Origin of the sequence: Lacticaseibacillus zhaodongensis (genome assembly GCF_009687905.1) — a bacterium.
GTDB lineage: Bacteria > Bacillota > Bacilli > Lactobacillales > Lactobacillaceae > Lacticaseibacillus > Lacticaseibacillus zhaodongensis.
The window spans coordinates 286,707-308,239 of record NZ_BLBG01000001.1 but is presented as its reverse complement, the minus strand read 5'-3'; the positions used below and the strand labels follow the sequence as shown (position 1 = coordinate 308,239).

At 51.7% G+C, this 21,533-nt stretch carries 22 protein-coding genes; 8 read left to right on the top strand and 14 right to left on the bottom strand.

The genetic code is table 11. From position 1 onward, the window contains the following. Positions 1–260 precede the first annotated feature (260 nt). From GN107_RS01625 to GN107_RS01615, 3 genes are all read left to right on the top strand, one after another. Positions 261–1,424 carry a GGDEF domain-containing protein gene (locus GN107_RS01625; protein WP_155285975.1) on the top strand — a complete coding sequence of 388 codons (1,164 nt, stop codon included), beginning with the start codon at positions 261–263 and terminating at the stop codon, positions 1,422–1,424. A 160-nt stretch (positions 1,425–1,584) separates the two neighbouring features. After that, a complete protein-coding gene (locus GN107_RS01620) occupies positions 1,585–2,748 on the top strand; it encodes a GGDEF domain-containing protein (RefSeq protein ID WP_155285976.1) in 1,164 nt (387 codons plus the stop codon). 163 nt (positions 2,749–2,911) lie between these two features. Beyond that, the gene (locus tag GN107_RS01615) at positions 2,912–4,072 is read left to right on the top strand and encodes a GGDEF domain-containing protein (protein WP_155285977.1); all 1,161 of its coding nucleotides are present in this window, start codon (positions 2,912–2,914) and stop codon (positions 4,070–4,072) included. Between the two features lie 64 nt (positions 4,073–4,136). Here the strand turns inward: GN107_RS01615 and GN107_RS01610 are convergent, their stop codons facing one another. Beyond that, on the bottom strand, positions 4,137–4,703 hold the full coding sequence (locus tag GN107_RS01610) for a hypothetical protein (RefSeq protein ID WP_155285978.1): 567 nt from the start codon (positions 4,701–4,703) through the stop codon (positions 4,137–4,139). A gap of 103 nt (positions 4,704–4,806) precedes the next feature. Next, positions 4,807–6,204, bottom strand: a complete 1,398-nt coding sequence (locus tag GN107_RS01605) for a PTS sugar transporter subunit IIC (protein ID WP_155285979.1) — start codon at positions 6,202–6,204, stop codon at positions 4,807–4,809. 534 nt (positions 6,205–6,738) lie between these two features. Between GN107_RS01605 and GN107_RS01600 the strand changes: the two genes are divergently transcribed. Continuing rightward, positions 6,739–7,182 (top strand): YueI family protein, encoded by a 444-nt coding sequence (locus tag GN107_RS01600; protein WP_155285980.1) that lies wholly within the window; start codon positions 6,739–6,741, stop codon positions 7,180–7,182. 58 nt (positions 7,183–7,240) lie between these two features. Here the strand turns inward: GN107_RS01600 and GN107_RS01595 are convergent, their stop codons facing one another. After that, positions 7,241–9,001 carry a hypothetical protein gene (locus tag GN107_RS01595; protein WP_155285981.1) on the bottom strand — a complete coding sequence of 587 codons (1,761 nt, stop codon included), beginning with the start codon at positions 8,999–9,001 and terminating at the stop codon, positions 7,241–7,243. 387 nt (positions 9,002–9,388) lie between these two features. Between GN107_RS01595 and GN107_RS01590 the strand changes: the two genes are divergently transcribed. Both GN107_RS01590 and GN107_RS01585 read left to right on the top strand, forming a co-directional pair. Beyond that, a complete protein-coding gene (locus GN107_RS01590) occupies positions 9,389–9,667 on the top strand; it encodes a hypothetical protein (protein ID WP_155285982.1) in 279 nt (92 codons plus the stop codon). A gap of 72 nt (positions 9,668–9,739) precedes the next feature. After that, positions 9,740–10,231, top strand: a complete 492-nt coding sequence (locus GN107_RS01585) for a universal stress protein (protein WP_155285983.1) — start codon at positions 9,740–9,742, stop codon at positions 10,229–10,231. Positions 10,232–10,354: 123 nt separating this feature from the next. Here GN107_RS01585 and GN107_RS01580 read toward each other — a convergent pair whose 3' ends face one another. The 6 genes from GN107_RS01580 to GN107_RS01555 all read right to left on the bottom strand — a co-directional run bounded on the left by GN107_RS01580 (position 10,355) and on the right by GN107_RS01555 (position 17,354). Beyond that, positions 10,355–11,257, bottom strand: coding sequence for a helix-turn-helix domain-containing protein (locus GN107_RS01580; protein WP_155285984.1), 903 nt, complete (start codon positions 11,255–11,257; stop codon positions 10,355–10,357). A 247-nt stretch (positions 11,258–11,504) separates the two neighbouring features. After that, positions 11,505–12,257, bottom strand: coding sequence for a peroxide stress protein YaaA (gene yaaA / locus GN107_RS01575; RefSeq protein ID WP_155285985.1), 753 nt, complete (start codon positions 12,255–12,257; stop codon positions 11,505–11,507). A gap of 501 nt (positions 12,258–12,758) precedes the next feature. Then, positions 12,759–13,454, bottom strand: a complete 696-nt coding sequence (locus GN107_RS01570) for a methionine ABC transporter permease (protein ID WP_155285986.1) — start codon at positions 13,452–13,454, stop codon at positions 12,759–12,761. Beyond that, the gene (locus GN107_RS01565) at positions 13,451–14,515 is read right to left on the bottom strand and encodes a methionine ABC transporter ATP-binding protein (RefSeq protein ID WP_155285987.1); all 1,065 of its coding nucleotides are present in this window, start codon (positions 14,513–14,515) and stop codon (positions 13,451–13,453) included. Before GN107_RS01565 ends, GN107_RS01570 begins: the two co-directional genes overlap by 4 nt. Before the next feature lie 186 nt (positions 14,516–14,701). Beyond that, entirely contained in the window at positions 14,702–15,529 is an 828-nt protein-coding gene (locus GN107_RS01560; RefSeq protein ID WP_155285988.1) for a MetQ/NlpA family ABC transporter substrate-binding protein, read from the bottom strand. 580 nt (positions 15,530–16,109) lie between these two features. Continuing rightward, complete coding sequence (locus tag GN107_RS01555) at positions 16,110–17,354, bottom strand: RNA-guided endonuclease InsQ/TnpB family protein (RefSeq protein ID WP_155285989.1); 1,245 nt, start codon at positions 17,352–17,354, stop codon at positions 16,110–16,112. 87 nt (positions 17,355–17,441) lie between these two features. Here GN107_RS01555 and tnpA point away from each other — a divergent pair, with 87 nt between their 5' ends. Both tnpA and GN107_RS01545 read left to right on the top strand, forming a co-directional pair. Further along, a complete protein-coding gene (gene tnpA, locus GN107_RS01550) occupies positions 17,442–17,846 on the top strand; it encodes an IS200/IS605 family transposase (RefSeq protein ID WP_443093568.1) in 405 nt (134 codons plus the stop codon). A gap of 280 nt (positions 17,847–18,126) precedes the next feature. Continuing rightward, complete coding sequence (locus tag GN107_RS01545; RefSeq protein ID WP_155285991.1) at positions 18,127–18,537, top strand: hypothetical protein; 411 nt, start codon at positions 18,127–18,129, stop codon at positions 18,535–18,537. A gap of 56 nt (positions 18,538–18,593) precedes the next feature. On the opposite strand, the gene GN107_RS01540 is transcribed toward GN107_RS01545, so the two are convergent. From GN107_RS01540 to GN107_RS01520, 5 genes are read right to left on the bottom strand one after another with little or no spacing between them, the layout of a single operon-like run. Then, positions 18,594–19,811, bottom strand: coding sequence for an FtsW/RodA/SpoVE family cell cycle protein (locus GN107_RS01540; RefSeq protein WP_269057679.1), 1,218 nt, complete (start codon positions 19,809–19,811; stop codon positions 18,594–18,596). A gap of 26 nt (positions 19,812–19,837) precedes the next feature. Further along, positions 19,838–20,059, bottom strand: a complete 222-nt coding sequence (locus tag GN107_RS01535) for a DUF2969 family protein (RefSeq protein ID WP_155285992.1) — start codon at positions 20,057–20,059, stop codon at positions 19,838–19,840. Positions 20,060–20,078: 19 nt separating this feature from the next. Next, on the bottom strand, positions 20,079–20,333 hold the full coding sequence (gene yidD, locus GN107_RS01530) for a membrane protein insertion efficiency factor YidD (RefSeq protein ID WP_155285993.1): 255 nt from the start codon (positions 20,331–20,333) through the stop codon (positions 20,079–20,081). A gap of 5 nt (positions 20,334–20,338) precedes the next feature. Then, positions 20,339–20,503, bottom strand: a complete 165-nt coding sequence (locus GN107_RS01525) for a DNA-directed RNA polymerase subunit beta (protein ID WP_155285994.1) — start codon at positions 20,501–20,503, stop codon at positions 20,339–20,341. A gap of 16 nt (positions 20,504–20,519) precedes the next feature. Beyond that, positions 20,520–21,509, bottom strand: a complete 990-nt coding sequence (locus GN107_RS01520) for a rod shape-determining protein (protein WP_155285995.1) — start codon at positions 21,507–21,509, stop codon at positions 20,520–20,522. Positions 21,510–21,533: the final 24 nt, after the last annotated feature.

Below are 21,533 nucleotides of genomic sequence, written 5' to 3'. Positions count from 1 at the left end.
AACTGCCGAATTTGGTCAATACCGACAAGCATCATAAGGACGGTGTTTTGCTTCCATCAGCACTAGAAATGCACATTAGCACTTGATTAGTGTAGAACGTGAAGATTTCAGAAATAATCATCAAAAGTCTGCTGGTGTTCACCCGCTTAATCCTTTATAATTCCCAGTTATATACGTCTGCATATTGCTGAATATATTCATTTTTCACGCAAGGACTTAGTGCCGACATAACTATACCAAAATGGAAGGTGGTGAGCAGCATGAGTACCGGATGGATCAGTTTATCTTTTGGCTTGTCGTTAATAACCAACGTGGTCGTGTTCTTGGGCGTCTTGTCCCTTTTCTACTGGGTGCGCGGTAATGTCAGTAATCGCTTCGTGCACAAACACGCGCTGGGCTTGCAGTTAACGATTTGTTTTGCTTTTGAAGCATATCTGTTTATTGAATCGGTCACCAACGTCCGGCTCGGACCAAACGCCTTTGGTCTGCACTGGTCCTTCCTGAACCTACTCATCATGGCCTACTTCGTCTTCAGTATCGTGCTGCAATCCAAGTGGGAATTCCTGATCGGGATGGGCGCCACAATTCTGTACGTATTGAGTCGAAGCAATCAAATCACTGCTGGTGTCGTCCTCGGTATCGTTGTGATCGTCTTGTTGCAGTACTTACTGACCCGTTACGGTGCATTCTTGTTGCACCACCCCATCCCCGCCAGCCTAGCGCTCATGATTTTTGCTGCCGCCAGTATCACCGCTATCTACCTGCTTGACCCAGTGCCACCCCACGGCTGGTTCTGGCTGCGTCAAATCGCGGGCTTTCTGATTCTGGCCATCGCCGCGGGTCTGTACGCAAAAGCACTATCACGGCGCAATGATGATATGAACAAATACCACAGCGAGGCGCTGACCGATTCGCTGACTGGGATCAAGAACATGGGCAGTTTTAATTCCGACCTGATGCACCTCTATGCCCAGTTTGAGCAAACAGGGGCGCGCTACCGGCTCTTCGAACTTGACCTCGACCATTTCAAACAAATCAACGACACTTATGGCCATCCGGTCGGCAACGTGGTTCTGAAGCAAGTCGCCGCAACTCTGCAGCAAATTGCTCTAGAACAAGGCTGCGATACTAAAGTTTACCGGATGGGGGGCGAGGAGTTCGGTATCATCCTGCAAACCGCAGCAGCAGATCCGCATCGCGCCCACACAATCGGCAAGGAAATCAATCAGCGCATCGGCGCCCTCGAATTCACTTCGCCTAAGGGCAACTTCCACACCACCGTTTCCCTAGGCGTTGAAGTCGTGCTTCCTGAAGACAATAACTATCTGGATATCTACAGTAAGGCCGACCACTACCTGTACCAAAGCAAGCACAGTGGTCGTAACGCCATTACTTATGATGGCAAAACCTACAGTTTCAGCTGACGATCTCCGCAAGCGCCCAATCTACCTGCTGCTCAGGTAGATTGGGCGTTTTTGCAAGGGACATGCTATGATAAAAGAGTAATTGCCTGCATAATCGGTGATCATACATAAGTAAAATCAAGTAAGTGTTGTCGTACCACAGCCTGGGGGGGCTTAATTAATGAGTGTTTTTTGGGTGAGTGTGTCCTTCTGGATGTCACTAATAACGAATATTATTGTTTTCTTAGGGGTGCTCTCCCTGCTGTTCTGGGTGAATGGCAACGTGGAGAACGCCTTTGTGGTCAAGCACCAGTACGGCTTGCAATTGACCATTTTCTTCCTGTTTGAAGCCTATTTGGTCGTTGAATCACTAGTTAGTCCCCGGCTCGGCCCCAATGCCTACGGACTGCACTGGAGCTTCACGAACCTCCTGGTGATTTCCTACTTCACCTTCAGCCTCTCACGGCAATCCCGCGTCCACGCCGCCATCTGCTCCGTCAGCACCTTCCTCTACTGCGTCCTGCAAATCAAGACCTACACCATTCCGCTCGTGGGCATGCTCCTGATCGTCCTCGTTATGGTGTACTGGCTCGGGACCAGCGGCTACTACTTCATTAAGAAGCCACTGGCATCGTTCCTCTTCTTGAATGCCTTCGGGGCGGCGATTATTACCCTCATGACCTTACTTTTCCCAGCCCACCTTGACGGCTGGTTTTGGCTGCGCCAGGTAGGAGCCTTCATTATGGTCAGTATGGTCGTTTCCCAATATGCGGTGATGCAGGGTAAGCGCAACGAGGAGCTCAGTGAGTACCGAAAGGAAGCCACTCGCGATCCGCTGACCGGCATCAAAAACATGGGCAGTTTTAACGTGGACTTAACTGCAAGGTACAAGAATTTCACAAAGACTGGCAGCAGTTACGGACTGTACGAGCTCGACATTGACCACTTCAAGCAGATCAACGATACCTATGGCCACTTGGTCGGTAACGAGGTCTTGAAGCAAGTCGCGGCCACCCTCAGCCAGTTAGCCACCGAAGAGAAGGACGCCGCTGTTTACCGCATGGGCGGTGAGGAATTTGGCTTCCTAGTGGCCCGGCGGGCTGCTGACGTCAAGGATCCCCGGAAGATTGGGTCCACAATCAGCCAGCGCTTGCACGCATTGACGTTTCACGCGGCGGGTCAAACTTTCCACATCACGGTTTCAATCGGTCTGGCTGTCGTTGATCCGGATGACAACAATTACCTCGATATCTACAGTCAGGCTGACCACCACTTGTACCAGAGTAAGCAAAACGGCCGCAATGCGCTGACCTTCGCGGGTCGGACCCACCATTTTGAACCATGACCGTTACGCGGTGACAGCGCGGCCAATCGTTCCGGTGTACTGTTTACAGCAAATTACCAATTATAACTAACAAATATTGCAATAATGTATCCTCCTAACTTGTTTAACGGTCTATACTATTACTGGATGGAATTATTGGGCAAGAAACCTGGGGGGACTCTTTATGGACTTTGCATGGGTTAGCGTGTCTTTTTGGATGTCACTGATAACTAACGTTGCGGTCTTTTTGGGCGTGCTAGCCATCTTCTACTGGGTACGGGGAAACGTGACTAATCAGTTTGTCGCAAAGCACCGCACAACGTTGCAATACGTCATCAGCTCAATTTATATACTCTACATTTTCTTGGAGTCGTTAACGAATACCTATTTGGGTCCGCATGCTTTCGGGATGCACTGGACCTTTTTAAATATCGTGATCATTGCCTGCTTCCTCTTCAACATGATTCTACAATCCAAAGGGGAATTTTGGATTTTTGCCTTCTCCGTGACCGCATACGTTCTCGTCTTCGCGCACCGCTACAGTCTGCGCATCTTCATCCTGTTGGTCATTGTAATCCTGCTGATGTACTGGATCTCAACGCACGGCAAGTATTTGCAGGAGCACCTGCTGTTTTGCAATCTGTGCTTCGCCGCATTCAGTGCTAGTGCACTAGGAATCATCAGCATGCTCTATACTGCGCCCAATGACATTTGGTTCTGGGTCCGGCAAATTGGTGCACTCGTCATTATCTACCTCTGCGCGGTGATTGCTGCCGATGCGCTCCAGCGGCAGAATCAGGAAATGTTCAGATACCATGACGAGGCAACGATCGATCGGCTCACCGGCGTGAAAAACATGGGTACCTTCAACACCGACCTCACTAAACTGTACAAGAATTACAGGACAACGGGGGCTCGTTACCGCCTGTACGAGCTGGACATTGATTTTTTCAAGCGCGTCAATGACACTTACGGCCACCCCACCGGTAACGAGGTGCTCAAAGCGGTCGCCGCAACGCTGAAGCAAATTGCGGTCGCGCACGGCCATGCGCAGGTGTACCGCATGGGTGGTGAAGAATTCGGCATCGTCATGGCCACCGATGACCCCAGCAAGGAGGATGCAACCGCGATTGGGCTGGAAATCAACAAACGAATTCAGGAATTGAGCTTCCACGCTGCAGATACTGACTTCCACATCACCGTTTCCATCGGCCTCGAGATCGTCGTGCCTGAGGATAACAACTACCTCGACATTTACAGCAAAGCGGATCACTACCTCTACCAAAGCAAGCACAACGGGCGTAATGCCATGACGATTGATGGTAAGACCTTCAAAATGAACTGAGCCAAATAGTCCAAAATGAGCCCCACTGCACATCATGTGCGGTGGGACTCATTTTTTCGAAAACCTATTCCTTAACCACAACGCGCGGCTGCTTGGCGTGAACTGCCGCCAGTGTGTTGCGCAGGCCAATCATCAAGCCCCAACTACCTGCAAGCACTGCTGCGGCCCCGGTTAAAATTAGCGGAATGCGGAGCGGCCAGGAACTTGGAAGCCCAGTTGCTTGAGTTACCCCCGCCTGCAATGTGAGTAAGAAGATGCCAGCAAAGATTGCGATACCGCCCTTCCACTGCTGCCGCGAACCGTGTTCAAGCATGTAGCGGTGGAAAGCCGCCAGCGCAACGGAATCACTGTTGACCGCCAGCTGCTGCGCGGCCGGTGCGTATAGTGCGTTGTAGTACAAATTACGGCTCAAGCGCACCGTCGTCACCCGCTGTCCGGGTCGCTTTGAGCGCAGCGGCGTTGTGGTGATTATCAACGCAACCTGCTCTGGCTGGTTTACAGCGTGCGGGCGCTGCCGAAAATCATAGCGGCCACCCCGGAAGCGGCGTAACTGATAGCCCTGTTGCGCCTGGCGCTGCAAGAACGCCTGCTCACTTTGAATATTATCGCGGAGGAAGTGGTAGCGGAACATTTTCATCACCCTTTCATTGGTAGCTAGCAACGATGGTGGTCAAAGGGACCTTAACCCGGTGGTTTTGTCCACGTTGCTGATTCCCTATTAGTTGTCCAACGGCTTACACTTCATCGGCCGTTGGTGCAACAATAACGCCGCCAAGTTCGTCACTTGTGGTGCTAATGCCAGCTGCAGCTTCCTCAGCGGCTAGCTTGTCCTGTTCCTGCTTGTACAGCACCCGGTCGACCCGGCGAATGAATGGGAAGTAGACTGCAAAACTCATCAGCAGCATGAATGCTTGCCAGAGTGCGGTCTGCCAGCCCCCAACCAGGAAACCAGAGATGATCGGTGGTGTGGTCCAAGGAACGTAAACCCCGTTGAACAGTGGCAGCAGTTGGAACTGAATTGCCAAGTAGGTCAGCCCCATGGACAGTGCTGGCACCAACATGAACGGAATCGCCAGGAGCGGGTTCATCACGATCGGAATCCCAAACAATATTGGTTCGTTAATGTTAAACAGGGCTGGGGCAATTTCCAAACCGCCCAGAGATTTCAGCTGGGCAGATTTTGCAAACCAGAGCATGTAGACCACCATCCCGATCGTGATCCCGGCACCGGTCACGGTTCCGAACTGGTCCAGCAGTGCCTGGGTGAAGATGTGCCCGCCATTTTCTTGGGTCAAGCGGCCGGCAGCGAAGAGTTGCGCGTTTTGGGTCCCGTTGGAGAGCAAAATCGCCGTCATGATTCCGCTGACGATTGAGGAACCGTGAATCCCGAAGAACCAAAGGAATGAGATGAGCAGTGGCGCGATTATCGCACCGCCGAGGGAATCAGTTACTCCTTGTAGCGGCGTCTGAATCACGTTGTAGATCCACTGGAGCATCGATGTGTGGGCAAAGTGATCAAAGGCCATGTAAACCAGCATCCAGAAGGTCACGAGAACCGCCGCTGGAATCAGGGCCGTGAAGGAGTTCGCAACGTTTGCTGGTACCTGTTCAGGTAGTTTGATTGTAATTTTGCTCTTCACAAACCAGCAGTAGATCCAACCGGTGATCAGCCCGATGATAATCGCGGCGATCATCCCCTTGCCCGCGAGCCAGCTGGTGTCTATGAAGCCGGTGAGGTGCCGCACGTCCTTGACGAGCACCTTGCCCGCACCGTCCACGATTGGGGCGGTCGGCTGCAACACCACGAGGAAACTGATGAAACCGGTGATCCCCGCCGGCAGCGGGTCAACGCCCTCGTTGCGGGCCCACTCGTACGCAATTCCGATCACGGCAATCAGTGACATCGCATTAAAGGAAAAGTTGGTCGCCTGGTTGAAATACGGAACCAGGCCGGTGCTGTTCATCCAGGCCGCCCAAGAAGCCACTGGCAGCGAACTAAGAATTAAGAATACCGAACCGACGATGATGAACGGGATGGTGTAAATCATCCCGTTTTTGAGTGCGGTGATGATTTTACTGTTGGTAAATTTCATCACGCCGGGTAAGAGTTTGTCGTTGATAAAGTCATTCATGATTTCAACCACCTTTTTGTCCGTGCCGCTGCACGGTTGATTTGTAAATTGACATTTCACAGCAATATTAATTTGCAAATGATTTCGGCCAAAATCTTGTATATGCAACTTACAAGATTAATTATATCGGCTCGCCCCTACCAAAGTAAACGATTTCATTAGCTATTTTTAAGCGCGAACATAAGTATAAGCCAATTACTGGCAAAAGCACCGGTCATCTCCCTTAACTTATTTGCTAATCAAGCGCGGCAGGAACCGCTTTGCAGTCAGCAAGCACGTTATTAAACAGCATAGTTAAAATAACAACATTTTCCCGTAAGGAACGCAGCTGATTGTTGCGGATCATGCCTGCTGCTGGGCCCTAAATAATCTGCACTGAATGCATCGATTATTTATCCGCATGAAAAAATTGCCCACCGCCAGCAGTCAGTGCACCAGTTAATTCTTAAACTTTAGTATATGCACACCCGCATTTTTGGTATTCCGCCCCATTTTTGCTACAATTACCTTACTAGTGCCGAGGAGGGATTATTGATGGCTGATAATGATAATAATAATGTTCAAGACCACCTAACTAATGCCATCTTTGGCGCCCGGGTCACCAAGCCGGATGAGCGGCGGCACTACCTCGGTTCGCTTCGGGAACGCGTGGAGCTGCGGCTCACCAATCACGACATGGCGATTCCTAGCACCGTCCGCCGCTTCCGTGACATCTTGCCACAATACGAGAACAAGGACTTAAGCGTTCTGATCAATGGCAAGCAGGGCAACGGCATCACCGGACCGTACGTCAAGCTGTGTGCAGAGAACTCGATTCCCTTCACCTTGATCAACAATGACAACGCGCAACTCGACCCCGATGCCAACGGTTTGCTGATTGTGGCCAGAACGGCTGTCAACCAGGAGAACATTGACCTGCCACCACTTCCGGAAGCGCCTAAAAAAAAGACTGGTTGGTTCCATTCATTATTTCAGTAAAAAAAGCATGATTTCCGCCGTTCTCACGGTGAAAATCATGCTTTTTTCGTTGCTGCGGTTACTTCTTTTTCTGGGTCCGCAGAATCGCGTTGATGACTGGGCTAACGACTTCTTGGGCCTGCCCGTATGTTGGGTTGGCAAATTCCAAAAGATCAGGCGCCGCGTCAACCGCCACCACGCTGCACTGGTCGGGATTGCTTGCATCATAAGCCGCATAACTGTTTCGCACCACGATGTCCACAGTGCAGTACTTGAGCTGCAAGGCGGCAGCTGCCTGCACAGCAAGCGGGTAATAGCTCTTATCGAGCATCCCCAAACCGTTCATGTGCTCCCCGCAAGCCAAGTTCCGCGAATTGCGTTCCAGATACACCTGCGTGCCGCGAGCAATCACCGTATCGGCGCTGACGCCCTGTTGCTCAAGCGCCGCCTCGTCCGCCGCGGTCAGCGTTAACGGGGCATACGGCAGCGTCTGGCGTTGCGCGTTCCGTCGTTCGAGCAAAGCACTGAAACTACTACGGCCATCGCCGACAACGCTGGCAGAATCGATTGCCAGCACCCCGAGTACTTTTCCCTTCAGGACGAGCAAGCGTAAGGCATCACCGGCAACAAACATCTCCGTGATTGCCCCACCGTCCGCAATCAGCGGTGTGATTGCAGCACGATAGGCGTCCGCACTGACCGGCTGCGGATACAAGCGCATCTGGCCACTAGCGGTAGTCACTTGGGGCTTGAGCACTAGACTCTTGTGCGCCAGGCCAGCAAAATCCTGCATCGCCGTCTCCACGTCACTGTAAGCCATTAATTGAGGGACAGGAATTTTGGCCGCGGCTAAGATCACGGACCGGGCCAGACGGTTAGTGCTCAGCTCTTGAGCGGCCGCGTTGTTCAGCCGAACGGTTCCACCCACGACCAGCGCAGCTTGCTTGTGCCGCTTGATCTGGAGCACGCCGCGCTTGGCATCCAAAACGTCAACATCAGCCCCAGCAGCAATTGCGGCCGCCAAGAAGGCTCGCGTTGCGCCCGGCAGGTTCTTGAACGGGGTTGCGGGCGGTGCCAGCACCGACTGCTGATCTTGTAGCCAAGTCGGCAGCTTGTCTGCATAAAAGTCCCGTAAGTAAGCCTGCAGGTCCGTGATTGCACCATCTGCAGCCAGCAGTGCCCACACGGTGTCCCGCAGCAGGCTGAGTGCGGCCCGGCTCTGGGCGGTCACCATTGGTACATCGATTTCGAGCCCCAAAATGCCCCGTTCAGCCATCCGGTTGCCCATCAGGGTGACGCGCCCGAGGCTGGCCCCGATCGGACTGTCCCGGTTACTGTCCTCGTACGCTTTCAGCGAGCTGAGGTCCGCCTGCTTAACCGGTGCCGCGGCGCCGCCCAGCATGTGGACGAGCTGCGTGCTGACAGCCGCTAGCTTACTAGCAAGCCGCAAGTAGATTGCGTTGCGGTAGGCAATATACTGGGGGGCCTTTTTGCCGAAGTCCTCAGACTCATACAGATCAGTAAAAATGACCTCAGGCAAGACGAGCTGCACCCGCACTCCGAGGCCGACCGGTTTGATTTCCCCACCCGGGCGCAGTTGCGGTGCAGTCTGGACAGCTAGAGCCAGTTCGTCCTGAGCCAAGGCCAAATTCTGCTCGGCCTTGGACGCAATAATTAAATTGTCACTCGCCATCTCGAAGTAAAACGGCGAGTAACGGGTTGCAAGCTGCTTCTTACTACCCAGCGCCTCAGTCCATGAGTACAGGCGCATGAGCCGCACGCGCAGGGCCGTCCGTAATGGCGCCATCCCCAAAGCTTGCATTTTCGTATAATCTGACATGGTCATCCTCCGTTTCTCTTACCAAAATGATACCACAGGCGCGCAGCAGTGGCCTTCAGCAATTATTGTTACCGCTTACGAAGATTCTTGCATTGGGTCCGTCAAGATGCTATATTATGGATGAAGTTACTAAGGTGTGCGCGATTCCCACCTATCAGTTGACCGAACATTCTCAATACATCGGGACTGTCGCGTGTTCTTGACAATTGCCCTATATCACGTAGGACACAGCTCACGAATACCTTGTCCCCCCTGCTAACCAGCGGGTTCACTCGATTCGGGAAGTATAAACGGCACTACTAGTTTCTTCATAACAAAAGATTTCTTTTGGACTGGCCTCGCGCCAGTTTTTTTGATTATACAGACTACTTACTGGAGGATTTTATTTTGATTCGGATACTAATGCTGTTTTACGCCCTGCTGCTGATTGTGGTGGCGGGTTATCTCTTCACGCACCGCAAGCGCCAGTTTCTAGTCTTCAACATGCCCAGCAAGGACCTCGCCGCCAACATGGCCGTGACCGCCACCCTGCTCATCATTTGCGCCATCGCCTCGGTCGTGGCCGCGTTTGTCGGTTCCAAGATGGTTGCACTGATCGTCATCGCCTTCTCCTTAGTTTTCATCTTCTTCTTCGCTAACAGCCTGACCCGCGTCCTCAACCATTAATCCGTCGCGTGTTCTTGAAAAAGCTTTCACAACCATGTATGCTTAGGTTAGAAATTGAAAGGGGTGTTAGTCATGTTGCAACAATACCAACACATTCTCGTTGCAGTTGATGGTTCCTACGAGGCAGAACTGGCCTTCAAGAAGGCGGTTTCGGTTGCCAAAAGAAACAATGCTGAACTCTATTTAATCCATATCGTTGACACCCGCGCTTTCCAAAATGTTTCCAGCTTCGACTCCGCAATGGTCGAACAGGTTACCGCCACGGCGAAGAAGACGATGGAAGAATACGTCAAGACCGCCAAGGACAATGGTCTGGACAACGTCTCCTACTCCATTGAGTATGGCGCGCCGAAGACGATTATTGCCCGCGACATTCCTAAGCAACGGGGAATCGACTTGATCATGATTGGTGCAACTGGTCTTAACGCCGTTGAGCGGCTCCTCATTGGTTCCGTTACCGAGTACGTTACCCGCCAGGCGCGCTGCGACGTGCTCGTTGTGCGGACGGATCTCGACAACAAGCCTGCCCTCGCTTCGACCCGGAAGCCTAAGGACCAGAAGTGAAAAACTGATCAAAGCTAGAAAAAACTGTTAATTAAATTTATAAACAAAAAAAGTGGCTGTGTGCTCCCTTCTCTGCTCAGAAGGGGGCACACAGCCATTTTTCGTGTTTTTGATTCAATTTACTTAAGGGGCTGTCGCAACTTTTGTATTAAGGATTGCGAGCGGTGACCCGTTCGCCTGCTCATTGCCAAGCACCTGTGCTAACACCGTGGCCGTGTGCTCGTCGTCTGCATCATCCTGTTGGAGTTGGTGTTTGGCCGCGGCGCGCAGGGCGTACAGCTCATCCAAGAGGTACAGGCGCCCACTCGCAACGGCGCGCTCGATGCCATCACTAGCGGCCTGCAAGGCTTCGCGGTACTGCCCGAGCGCGAGTGCGCACTTGCCGCCATGCAGGTTGATCACAAGTTGCACCTCTAAGTTGCGTTCCTGATCCAGCCGCAACGCCTTTTGGTAATGCCGCGCTTCGGTCAGGTAAACTTTACAGCCCTCTAATTTGCCCTGCTCGGCATAGGCTAACGCCAGCCCTAGCGTCGCCAGAACGGCCCGGCTGTCCATGTTGCTCCGCTCACCCTCGCCCGGTGCGAGCACCCGCATGAAGTGGTAGATAGCCTCCTCCGCCCGGTGCCGACCGCAGAGCTCGCACACACCAGCTAAGTAATTGTACTGACGGCGGTCATTAGTGTCCGCAATCTTTTCGCCACCAGTCTGCGCGAGCTTGGCCAGGGCGTGGTTAAAGTCCCGCCGCTGAATGGCTTGCTCAGCCTCCCGCATTGCGCCCCGCACCCCAAGCTCTTGCCCATCGATCAGCTCGGCAATATCAACGTCCAAGCGCTTAGCAAGCTGCAATAAGGTGTTCATGCTGGGTAACTTGTTCTGCTTTTCAATCAGGCTAATGGTCGCTTGCGTGCAGATGCCCCGCGCTAACTGGCTTTGGGACAATCCGTGTTGTTGCCGGAGCGTGCGGATCCGGGCCCCGCGAACCTGAATCACCCGCACATGTTGCTGTTTATTCCCCTTTTTGTTCATATAAACCACTCCCTCTATAATTGATAGTGACAAGTACAAGGATGCGCTTCCTTATGTCTAAAATTATATTCAGTTGTGAGGGGAAATAATATCAACAAAATTGCACCCGCCGCGCATTCATAAGCTGTAAATTATGTGTGGCACGCGCTACGACATGTTCAGTACTGCGCATAATCACCATTTTGGAAGTAGCAATCGCTATAAGCGCACAAAAAGTCTGACCACTACGCGCGGTCAGACTTTGCGCTTAGTTGGCGGAGGAAGCCCGCAAAAATACCAGTTTGGTAGCCGTAGAATACGCCTCTGCAAAGTGGTAGTGCGGATCTGCAAAGTTCTTGAGCTTATCCAGGCTCGTGACTTGCTGTTCCGCGGCGTAGCGAACCATTGCACCGCGTGCCATTTTGGCATAAGTTGCCCGTGTCTGCAGCTGGCCTGCTGCCAAATGTGCGAAGACCACCGTGACGAATTGATCACCCGGCTGCAAGTACGGGCGCACGGCCTTGGCGTATTCTTCAGAGGCCAAATTCACCACCGGTTGCGTCCAGTCCAATGCGCGGTACAGGCGGTCACCCCAGAATGCGTACAAGTTCTTCGCGCGGCCCACCTGCAAACGACTACCTAGCTCCAAGCGATACGGCACCACCGCATCAAAAGCACGCAGGACACCATAAAATCCCGACAAAATCCGCAAATTAGCCGCCAAGTACTGCAAGCCAGCTTTCGGCAGCAGGTCTGGCGCCATGCTTTGGTACTGCAGGCCAATAAAACTCATCACAGCAGGCGTCACATTCTTGCGCAGGTCCAGTTGCTGGAGCCACTCGTAATTCGGCCGCGCCAACTTGTCGCTGCAGCGCCACAACTGCTTGGCTTGGTCATAAGAAAGAGTCTGCAGCCGCGCCAATAACCGTTCCGCCTCTGGTAAATATTGCGGCCAACTCTGGATGGCAAAATTATCGGTATCAACCCGCATTTTTTTAGCCGGAGCAATAATGAATTGCATGGGTAATCTCCTCACTTGGTTTAGAAACATCTTCGCACGCGGGCACGGGAAAAACAATTCTCCATTCAGAATTCATTTGGGCTGAGGATGAAACTTTTTCAATCCACAGCAAAGACACGAACAACAAAAGCCATAGGAATAGTTTCTACAAGATTCCCCCCCCCGCCACTCGCAGTAGTCACAAACATCCATTGTAGGGGGCGGGACGTTCTACGGAACGGAGGCACGGGGGTGCTCCATGCCATCGCAACAATTATCGGCGAGACTGCGATTTGTGCAGGCTTGCCGTTAATTGTTGGGGATAGCGCAGGACCAACAGTGCGACCAACGGGAGCGTTGGCCCGAGCTAAGCGGCGAGACTTGCGGCTTTTGCAAGGCTCGAACGCGGCCCTGTGCATGGAGCAACCCCGAGCCGAAATGAAGTAGAACGCCCCGCCCCCGGCCGCGCAATCGGCAAGTAAACTAAAATGAGCCCCCAAATGGGAGCTCATTTTGTTTTGTTTAGCTAGCGTGGTTCGTCTTGCGAGCGAACAGGTCGCCGATAAATTGAATGATGAAGACCAGGACAAGCAGGAAGATAAGGCAAACCCAAATGACATCATTCTCGTAACGCAGGTACCCAGTGTTGATGGCCAAGTTACCAAGACCACCACCACCAATGGCACCAGCCATAGCGGTCAGCCCGATGATACTAATAATCGTCAAGACGCTGACCCGAATGAGTTCAGATAAGCCTTCCCGCAAGTACACGCGGAAGACGATGGCCATTGGCGACAAGCCCATTGACTCAGCCGCCTCAACGACCCCAGGATCAACGGTAACCAGGGCATTTTGTACTTGCCGCGCGTAGAACGGTGCAGAACCAACGATCAGTGGCACCAGGGCAGCGGTTGGGCCGATCCCGGTGTGCACGATCAGCCGGGTCACGTTGTTCAAGGCCGCGAGCAAGATGATAAATGGAATCGACCGGAAGATGTTGACCAGTTTATCCAAAATGGAATAGAACGGCCGGTTAGCCCACAAGCCGTTTTCATCGGTCAGCAGCAATGCGATCCCGATAATCAGGCCGAGAATCCCGGCAATCAGCGTCGTCCAGAAGGTCATGTACAGGGTCTGATTAATGGCTTCAACCACACCACCATCCCCGCTCCACAGCGGTACGACGTTGGGAAAGAAATGTTTAATTAAGTCCATCATTTGCTTTCGACCTCCTTCAAGTCAACTGGCGTCACGGTGACATCTGAATCGTTCAGGTATTTAAGAGCGTTGTCGATGTCTTGCTCGGTCCCGGTCAGGACCACGATGAGATTACCGAATGGCGTGTTCTGCAAGCTCTGAATGTCCGCAAAAAGGATATTCGCGGTCACGCTGTACTGCGAGAACAGCGTTGCAATCATCGGCTGGTCGGTTGAAGAACCCAGGTAGGTTAAGCGGACGAGCCGTTTTTCTGGACCCAGATTCTGTACGGCCTTTTGCTTGCTGATGGTCTTGATGGTTGCACTCATCTGCATCGTCGTGTCGACAAAATCCTTGGTCAGCTTTTGCTGCGGGTGGGCAAAGATGTCGAGCAGCGTGCCCCGTTCGATCACCTGCCCGGAATCCATGACCGCAACCCGGTTACAGATCTGCTTCACGGCTTCCATTTGGTGGGTGATCAGCACGATGGTGATGCCCAGCTTTTGGTTAACTGACTTGAGCAGGTCCAAAATCGAGACGGTGGTTTTGGGGTCCAATGCTGAGGTCGCTTCATCGGAAATCAGCACTTCCGGATCAGACGCCAGCGCCCGGGCGATCCCGACCCGCTGCTTTTGCCCACCAGACAATTCGGCTGGGTAAGCATTAGCGCGGTCGGTCAAACCAACTAGTTCGAGCAGGTCGGCAACCTTTTTCTTGATTTCATCCTTGCTGGCAACACCGCGCAGGGGGAAGGCCACGTTATCGGCAATCGTGCGGCTAGCCATCAGGTTGAAGTGTTGAAAAATCATCCCAATTTTGCGCCGCTTCTGCCGCAGCTCGCTGGCACTGAGCTTAGCCATGTCATCACCCAAGACAGTGACACTACCACTAGTGGGCCGCTGCAAGAGATTAACGAGCCGGACCAGTGTCGACTTCCCCGCACCAGAGTATCCAACGATTCCGTAGATGTCGCCCCGTTCAACGTTCAGACTAACGTGATTAACGGCATGAACGGCCTTCTTGTTTTTTTCTTTGAAGATGACATCAACGTCTTTAAAATCAACAACTGTTTCAGCGCTCATGTGTGACTTCCTTCCTTATCCTGCAGCTAAATTGACGGTTCGCCAGCCAGCGTGCATCTTTCTGGCCTCCGTAAGCGTTTTACGGGGCCCAATATTAACTTCGGGCCTACCCGCAAACCGGATAAGCCCGAAATTAACAATTCCTGTTACATTATAAGCCTTAGAACTAGCAGTAGAAATTAATTTCTAAAACTTGTAGTTCCAAGCGGCAATCGTTGAGCCGTCGTAGATCTTCTTGATCTGCTTCTTGGTTGCGGCTGTCTGGTAGGCCTTAACGATCTTCTTGTAAACTTTGTTGTTCTTTTCGCTCTTCTTAGTAACGATGATGTTGACCCAAGGTTCGCTGGCCTTGTTGATCTTTTCAACGTAGATAGCATCGGCAGGCTTGAGCTTAGCGTTCAGGGCCATGTCGTTGTTAACAACGGCGGCCTGTGTGGAACTCAGTGAACGAGCGGTCTGGGAAGCGTCAACTGGTGTGAACTTGAGGCCGAGCTTGTTCTTCGTGATGTCACGAGTTGTTGGCTGGGACTTCTTAGGGTCAAGCTTGAGCAAACCAGCAGTCTGCAAAAGGATCAATGCGCGGCCTTCGTTGGTTGGGTCGTTAGGAAGGGCGATCGTGTCCCCCTTCTTGAGGTCCTTCAAACTCTTGATCTTGTTGGAGTAAACACGCAGCGGGCCGATGTAAGTCTTACCGATCGCGGTGAGTGAGTTGTCGTGGTTAGATTTCTCCCAGTTGTGGAAGAAGTCGTAGTGCTGCATTGCGTTCATGTCGAGGTCACCGTCGAGGACAGCCTGGTTAGGCTTGTTGTAGTCGGTGAACTGGACCAGCTTCAAGTTGATGTTCTGCTTCTTGAGGCGCTTAGCAACTGGCTTCCAGACGTCAGCGTCAGAACCGATTACCCCGAGCTTAACGGTAGTTGTCTTTGGCGCACTGCTGCTACTCTTACCGCAACCTGCCAGCAACAATGGAACGAGCACAGCCGCAGCTGCAATTGCAAAAATGTTCTTCTTCATATTGATGAATCCTCCTAAAATGTTTGGAATAATAGCCATTAATTAAAGTAAATCTGATTGAGACAAAATAAAAAACCGCTCCTAAGCTAAACTTAGAAGCGGTTTTTCCGCGGTACCATTCTAATTCGTCCACGCACGCGTGAACCTCACTAAGGGGCAGATAACCCCTGTGCAAGATAATGGATGCCAGCCATTGTCACCTTAGCCCCAGGCCTCAGTGCACCGATCAGTGAGCCATCTTCAAGCCAACTGGTTTTCCCCTTCTCAGCAACCGGGGTTCTCTGCAAACCGTTGTAGCTATCTCTCTCACGTCTTCGTTTCGTCTTAATCAATTGTCTGTATTATGGCCTTTTGCTTAGAGCTTGTCAAGAGCATCAACCACCCCCGACTAAAGTCAGAGGCTTGTAAGAGCGCCGCCTAACGATGGCACGACTACAATTTGCTTAGATACAGCGTTTGCCCGCAAGCGGGTCTTACGTGCTAATTACCAAAGCCTTTAGAGTCCGCAGGTTGCCAGACGGACTTGGCGCTTTAGCGCCTTAGTTCCGTCGGACACCGAAGGGCCAGACGGACTGTCTTGCTAATTGAGAGCTAATCCTTTTGCCAAAATGTTTTTCGATGCGTTATGGTCACGAATGTGAAAGGCTCCACATTGCGGACACGTCCATTTTCGGTCAGCTAACGTGAGCTTCTGGTCACCGGCCATCACGAAACCGCAGTCGCTACACGTTTGCGTAGTGTTCCGCGGATTGACCGTTACAAACTGGCGGCCATATAAGTCGGCTTTGTACGCCAGCATACTCAAAAACGTTCGCCAGCCAACGTCAGCAATGCTCATTGCCAGGGCGTGATTACGTAACATATTCTTGCTTCTCAACTCTTCGGCTACGACTAAATCGTGGTTCTTGATTAATGTCGTCGACACAAGATGGAGAAATGCGTTACGGCGGTTGGCCACGTTACGCTGCAAGTTAGCGACCAGCACCCGCTGCTTTTGATAGTTCTTGGCATTCTGCAGTGACCGGTGTTCCTTCTTGGCCCGTAAGCGCCGCCGAGCAAGAATGCGCTGAGCTTTTGCCAGCCGACCTTTGATGGCACGGTAGTAGCGCGGATTGGCAACAACAGTGCCGTTTGAGTCAGTTAAGAAATTGTCAGTATTCAAATCAATGCCTACCGCCGACTGAACGGGCTTAGCAGCGTGCACGAATGGCGTGTCAGATCCTAACTGAATGGACACGAAATACCGTCCGGTGGCGTCACGACGAATCGTGATTGTACCAATACGAATGCTCTTCACTTGGCTGAATAGGCGTTTCTGCGAGCCGGAAACACGGATTTTGCCAAGGCCACTGAGAACAACATGTTTCTTATCGAGGAAACGGTTGGAACCGTTCGTAAGACCTACTCCAGTTTTTGCGTAGCGAGTTGGCAATTGGTAACTGCCAGCGTCACGTTTACGATGAAAGACCGGCACCCCAGAGCGGTGTACCTGGCGGAACAGCCGCCATGCTCTTTGATAAGCCCGGCGCGCTTGGTCAACCACGTCCGTCCCAACTCCAGTGCCAGCTAACCATGGGTGGATGGCGAACAACATTTGCGTATTGTTCTTGCGACGTTGTAAATAAGCAATGCGGTCTTGAACGATGGCGATTGGAGTTTTAACCTGACGTAGCGAATACAGCTCCTTGTCGATGGCGACCATTTCGTTGTAAGCAAAGCGACTGGCGTTGATGTTGTTGTCAATTACTCGCTTTTGTTCGGACGATGGAAAGAGGCGCATTTTGATGCCGTAGTAATAGTTCAAATCTGCCATTTTCTTGGCCATTTAATTTCACATCCTTGCTCTTACATTATACTTGGCTTAGTATGATGTAGGCAATATTAGTTTCGTTATTTCAATATCTTTAGTATAATATCTTTGATAGCAAATAATATAATTAATGAATGCGGCTATGCTTGTGCTTTTCACAATCATCTGGTTTGGATAACTAAGTGTCGCCGCGCTGTTTTTACTACGCCACAACTTGTCGCAGATATGCTGGAGATTCTGAACACGACTGCCAACGACAACGAAATTACCATCGAGCAGGCAGAAGTGATGCCAGATCACATACACTTATTGCTCAGCTTCAAACCGAAGTATGCACCGGCAAACGTGGTTAAAATTCTAAAAGGTGTGTCAGCACGGACTTGGTTTGTCGCGCACCCAGAAACCAAGAGACTACTTTGGAGCAGTCATTCATGGGCGCCAAGCTATTACATGGGGACGCTGGGTGACATGTCAAAAGAGACCGTCGCCAATTACATTCAAAATTAGAGAACAGAAAGGAGAAAGGCCAGGGCACCCCAGCAAAAAGGTTAAAATAGCGCTAGTCAGTGCGATCTTGCCTCCCCTGTCTAAAGTCAGGGGTTTCTCGCCAAAATAATTAATGATACAAAACTAAGAATTAACAGTTAATTTAGATGGTAAAATAGCGACACACCCGCATTCACGGACTCCCGGGCCCCAAAGCCGTTGCTTTTGGCATTCAATATCGCTATGGTTAAATTATATTCGGTCTGGCGAGCTGCCGGACCACTGACGAAGAGGTACGATTATGCAAACAGTGCGCAGTATTCCCGAATTTTTAGCCGCAATCAAGGCCAAGACCACCCCGTTCACGCTTGACGGTGCCGCCGCAGAACTAGTTAGCGCGCGGATGACCGTCAACCACCGGCCCTACTCACCACTTGCGCAAATCATGAACACCATTGGGAGCAGTCTGCCGGGCCTCAAAATTTCCGCTGACGTTGGCGGCCGGGAAGATGTCCACATGATGAACATCGACCAGCAGACCCAAGCGCAATCCGGGCTGACCGCCATCGATGCCGACCTGATTGTACAGGCTGTTAATCATGATTACCAAAGTGAATTAAAGGATGGCAAAATTTTGCTCCAGATACCCGAAAAGCCAAGTGGTAATCCCAATTTTGGTGGCACCGATTACAGCAAGTACCTCAAGAAGTAGCTGAATTTATCCATGAAGAAAGCCCGCAGCCAAATCGCTGCGGGCTTTCTTGGTGCTTATTTCTTAGGTTCTGGGCTGGTAAAGCCCTCGTTGTTACTGAACATATAACTCTGGTGGTGATAGCGCATCGACAGCACCATCCCCATACACAAGAGATCCGCTAGTAGGAAGGAACCCCCCTGGCTAATGAACGGCAACGGAATCCCGGTCAGTGGCAGCAATCCAATGTTCATCCCAATGTTTTCAAACACGTGGAAGACGATCATCATCACGACCCCGGTGGAAATGTACGCGTAAAACTCATTTTTGGTATCAAAGGTCACGCGCAACATTTGGTAAATGAGCAGGAAGTACAGAATGATCAGAATCGCCGCACCAACGAAGCCCATCGTCTCCCCAATCACGGAGAAAATCATGTCGGACTCCTGAACCGGAACGACAACCTTGATGTTACCGAGTCCCGAGCCAGTTAACTGACCAGAACCGATTGCCTTCATCGCCTGCCAAATCTGGTAACTACTACCGCTGGTTGCACCAGACGGATTGAGCCACGAGTCGATCCGGGCGAACTGGTAGGCTTTGAAGCCGACGTGGCGCAGGATTGCCTGCCCCCACGGCTGCACGGCCATGTACAAGGCACTACCACCGATCCCGATCGCACCCCCAAAAATTGGGGCGATAATTTTCCAAGTGACTCCTGAAACGAGCACGATCCCGGCAAAGATGGCCAGGAAGACCAAGGTGGTCCCCAAGTCATGTTGCAAGATCAACAGTGCCGCAACCGGTAAGGTCCACAAAAGCATGCGGCCAATCAGGACCCAATCGTTCTTCCAGCTGTGTTCCCGCGCAGTGTTGTGCAGGGTAACGACCCGACTCAGCATCAAGATGTAAGCCGGCTTCATCACTTCACTAGGCTGGAAGGTAATCGGCCCGAGTTTAAACCAAGACTTGGCACCGGTGCTCGCCGCAACCGTCCGGTCATAGAAGACTAGCACAGCAACTAGGAGAAAAATTCCCAGCGCGTACAGATACGGAGCGATGCGCCACAACTGCTCGGAGTCGAAGCGCATGACGAAGATCACCCCGACGCTACCAATCGCAAACCAAACTAGCTGCATGATCACGCCCTTGATTGCTGAGGCCTGAGTCCCATCGTTGCGCATCGCCATATAAATGGCCGCCATCCCGATGAGACCTAGCAACATGATGGTCAAAATAATTCCGTAGTCGATCCGGTCGCCATCGTTTTTTTTGGAACTTGATTTATCAGTCAAAGAGTCACTCCTTTACCATTGGCGCGTTAAGCTTGGTGCAAATGGTAGGTCGAAATCACATAGTTGACAGCATCCTCTTCAGACTTGAAGAGTTGTTCCCCATCGCTACCGCTAGGGAAAGCCATAAACTTCTCGCCCCGGGGTTCAATCACACCAATTTCATCTTTGCCAATCTTTAATACGGACACAGTACGCTCATTGCGCTCAACAGCGTCCATGCTTATACTAATTTTTCTTTCTTTAGTCATGTTGCCTCCGCTTCGAAAATTACTGATTCTTATCAACTTGTTTGTTCCGGCGCAGCGTGAAGTGGTCTGGAACCGGATCGTACCCCCCACGCACAAAGGGATTGCACCGCAGGATCCGGGCAGTCCCCATTATGAGCCCTAGGATCGCGCCATGCTTGCCGACCGCATCGATTGCATACTGACTACAAGTCGGATAGTAACGACAGGACGGCGGAAACAGGGGCGATATGAAGCGCTGGTAGAAGTGAATGAGGCCAATCATAATCGTCTTCATGATGCTCACTTCAAGAATTCAAAGATGTGCGCCCACGTGCTCGGTAAGAACACAGCAAAAGGATTGCCGCCACCAATCGCGTAACCGATCATACTGCCGAGTACGAGTGCAAGCAGGCAAACAAGAATGATAATCAAAATGTATCGCATCACCTGGGTGAATGTACTCATTCTCTAGCCTCGATTTTTAGTACTGCTTGTGGTGCGCAATGTTGTCAAGCAAAACACCGGTCCCCAGAGCAACGGCATCCAGTGGGTCTTCAGCCAGCAGGACAGGAACGTGCAATTCGGAAGAGAACAACTTGGAGATACCCTTGAGGAGCGCACCACCACCAGTCAGCATCACGCCGCGGTCAATGATGTCCGCAGAGAGCTCAGGTGGAGTCTTCTCCAAGACTTCCTTGGCGGCAGCAATTACGCTGTTCATGACATCGCTGAGGGCGTCCTGAACTTCAACAGAGGTCACAACGACTTCCCGTGGTAAACCAGTGGCGATGTCGCGGCCGCGAACTTCCATCGTGTCGTCTTCCTTGGCTTCATAAACGGCACCGATTTCGATTTTCAGCTGTTCAGCAGTGTGCTCACCAATCAGCAGCTTGTGCTTGTTCTTAACGTAGCTAACGATGGCCGCATCCATTTTGTCACCGGCAAGCCGCAATGACTCACTCGTAACGATTTCACCCATGGACAAAACAGCGACATCAGAGGTCCCACCACCGATATCGATCACCATGTTCCCCTGGGGCTGGAAAATATCGAGGCCAGCACCAACAGCGGCAACTTTAGGTTCGAATTCAAGGTAAACCTTGCCGCCGCCGGAACGTTCAGCGGCTTCAATAATGGCTTTTTGTTCGATTGACGTGATGTTCGTTGGTGCACAAATCAGAATGTTCGGCTTGCTCAGAAAGCCCTTAACATTCAACTTGTTAATGAAGTATTCGAGCATTGCTTCGGTGATATCGAAGTCAGCAATAACGCCGTCCTTCAGTGGCCGAATTGAACGAATGTTGCCAGGCGTCCGCCCGACCATGCGGTAAGCTTCAGCGCCGACCGCTACTACTTTGCCGTTTGAGGTATCGATAGCAACTACGGAAGGTTCGTTTAAAACGATACCCTTCCCCTTTACGTTGATGAGAACGTTCGCCGTTCCCAAATCGATCCCGATGTCTTTAGCCATGGATGATGCTCCCCTCAGAGTTTT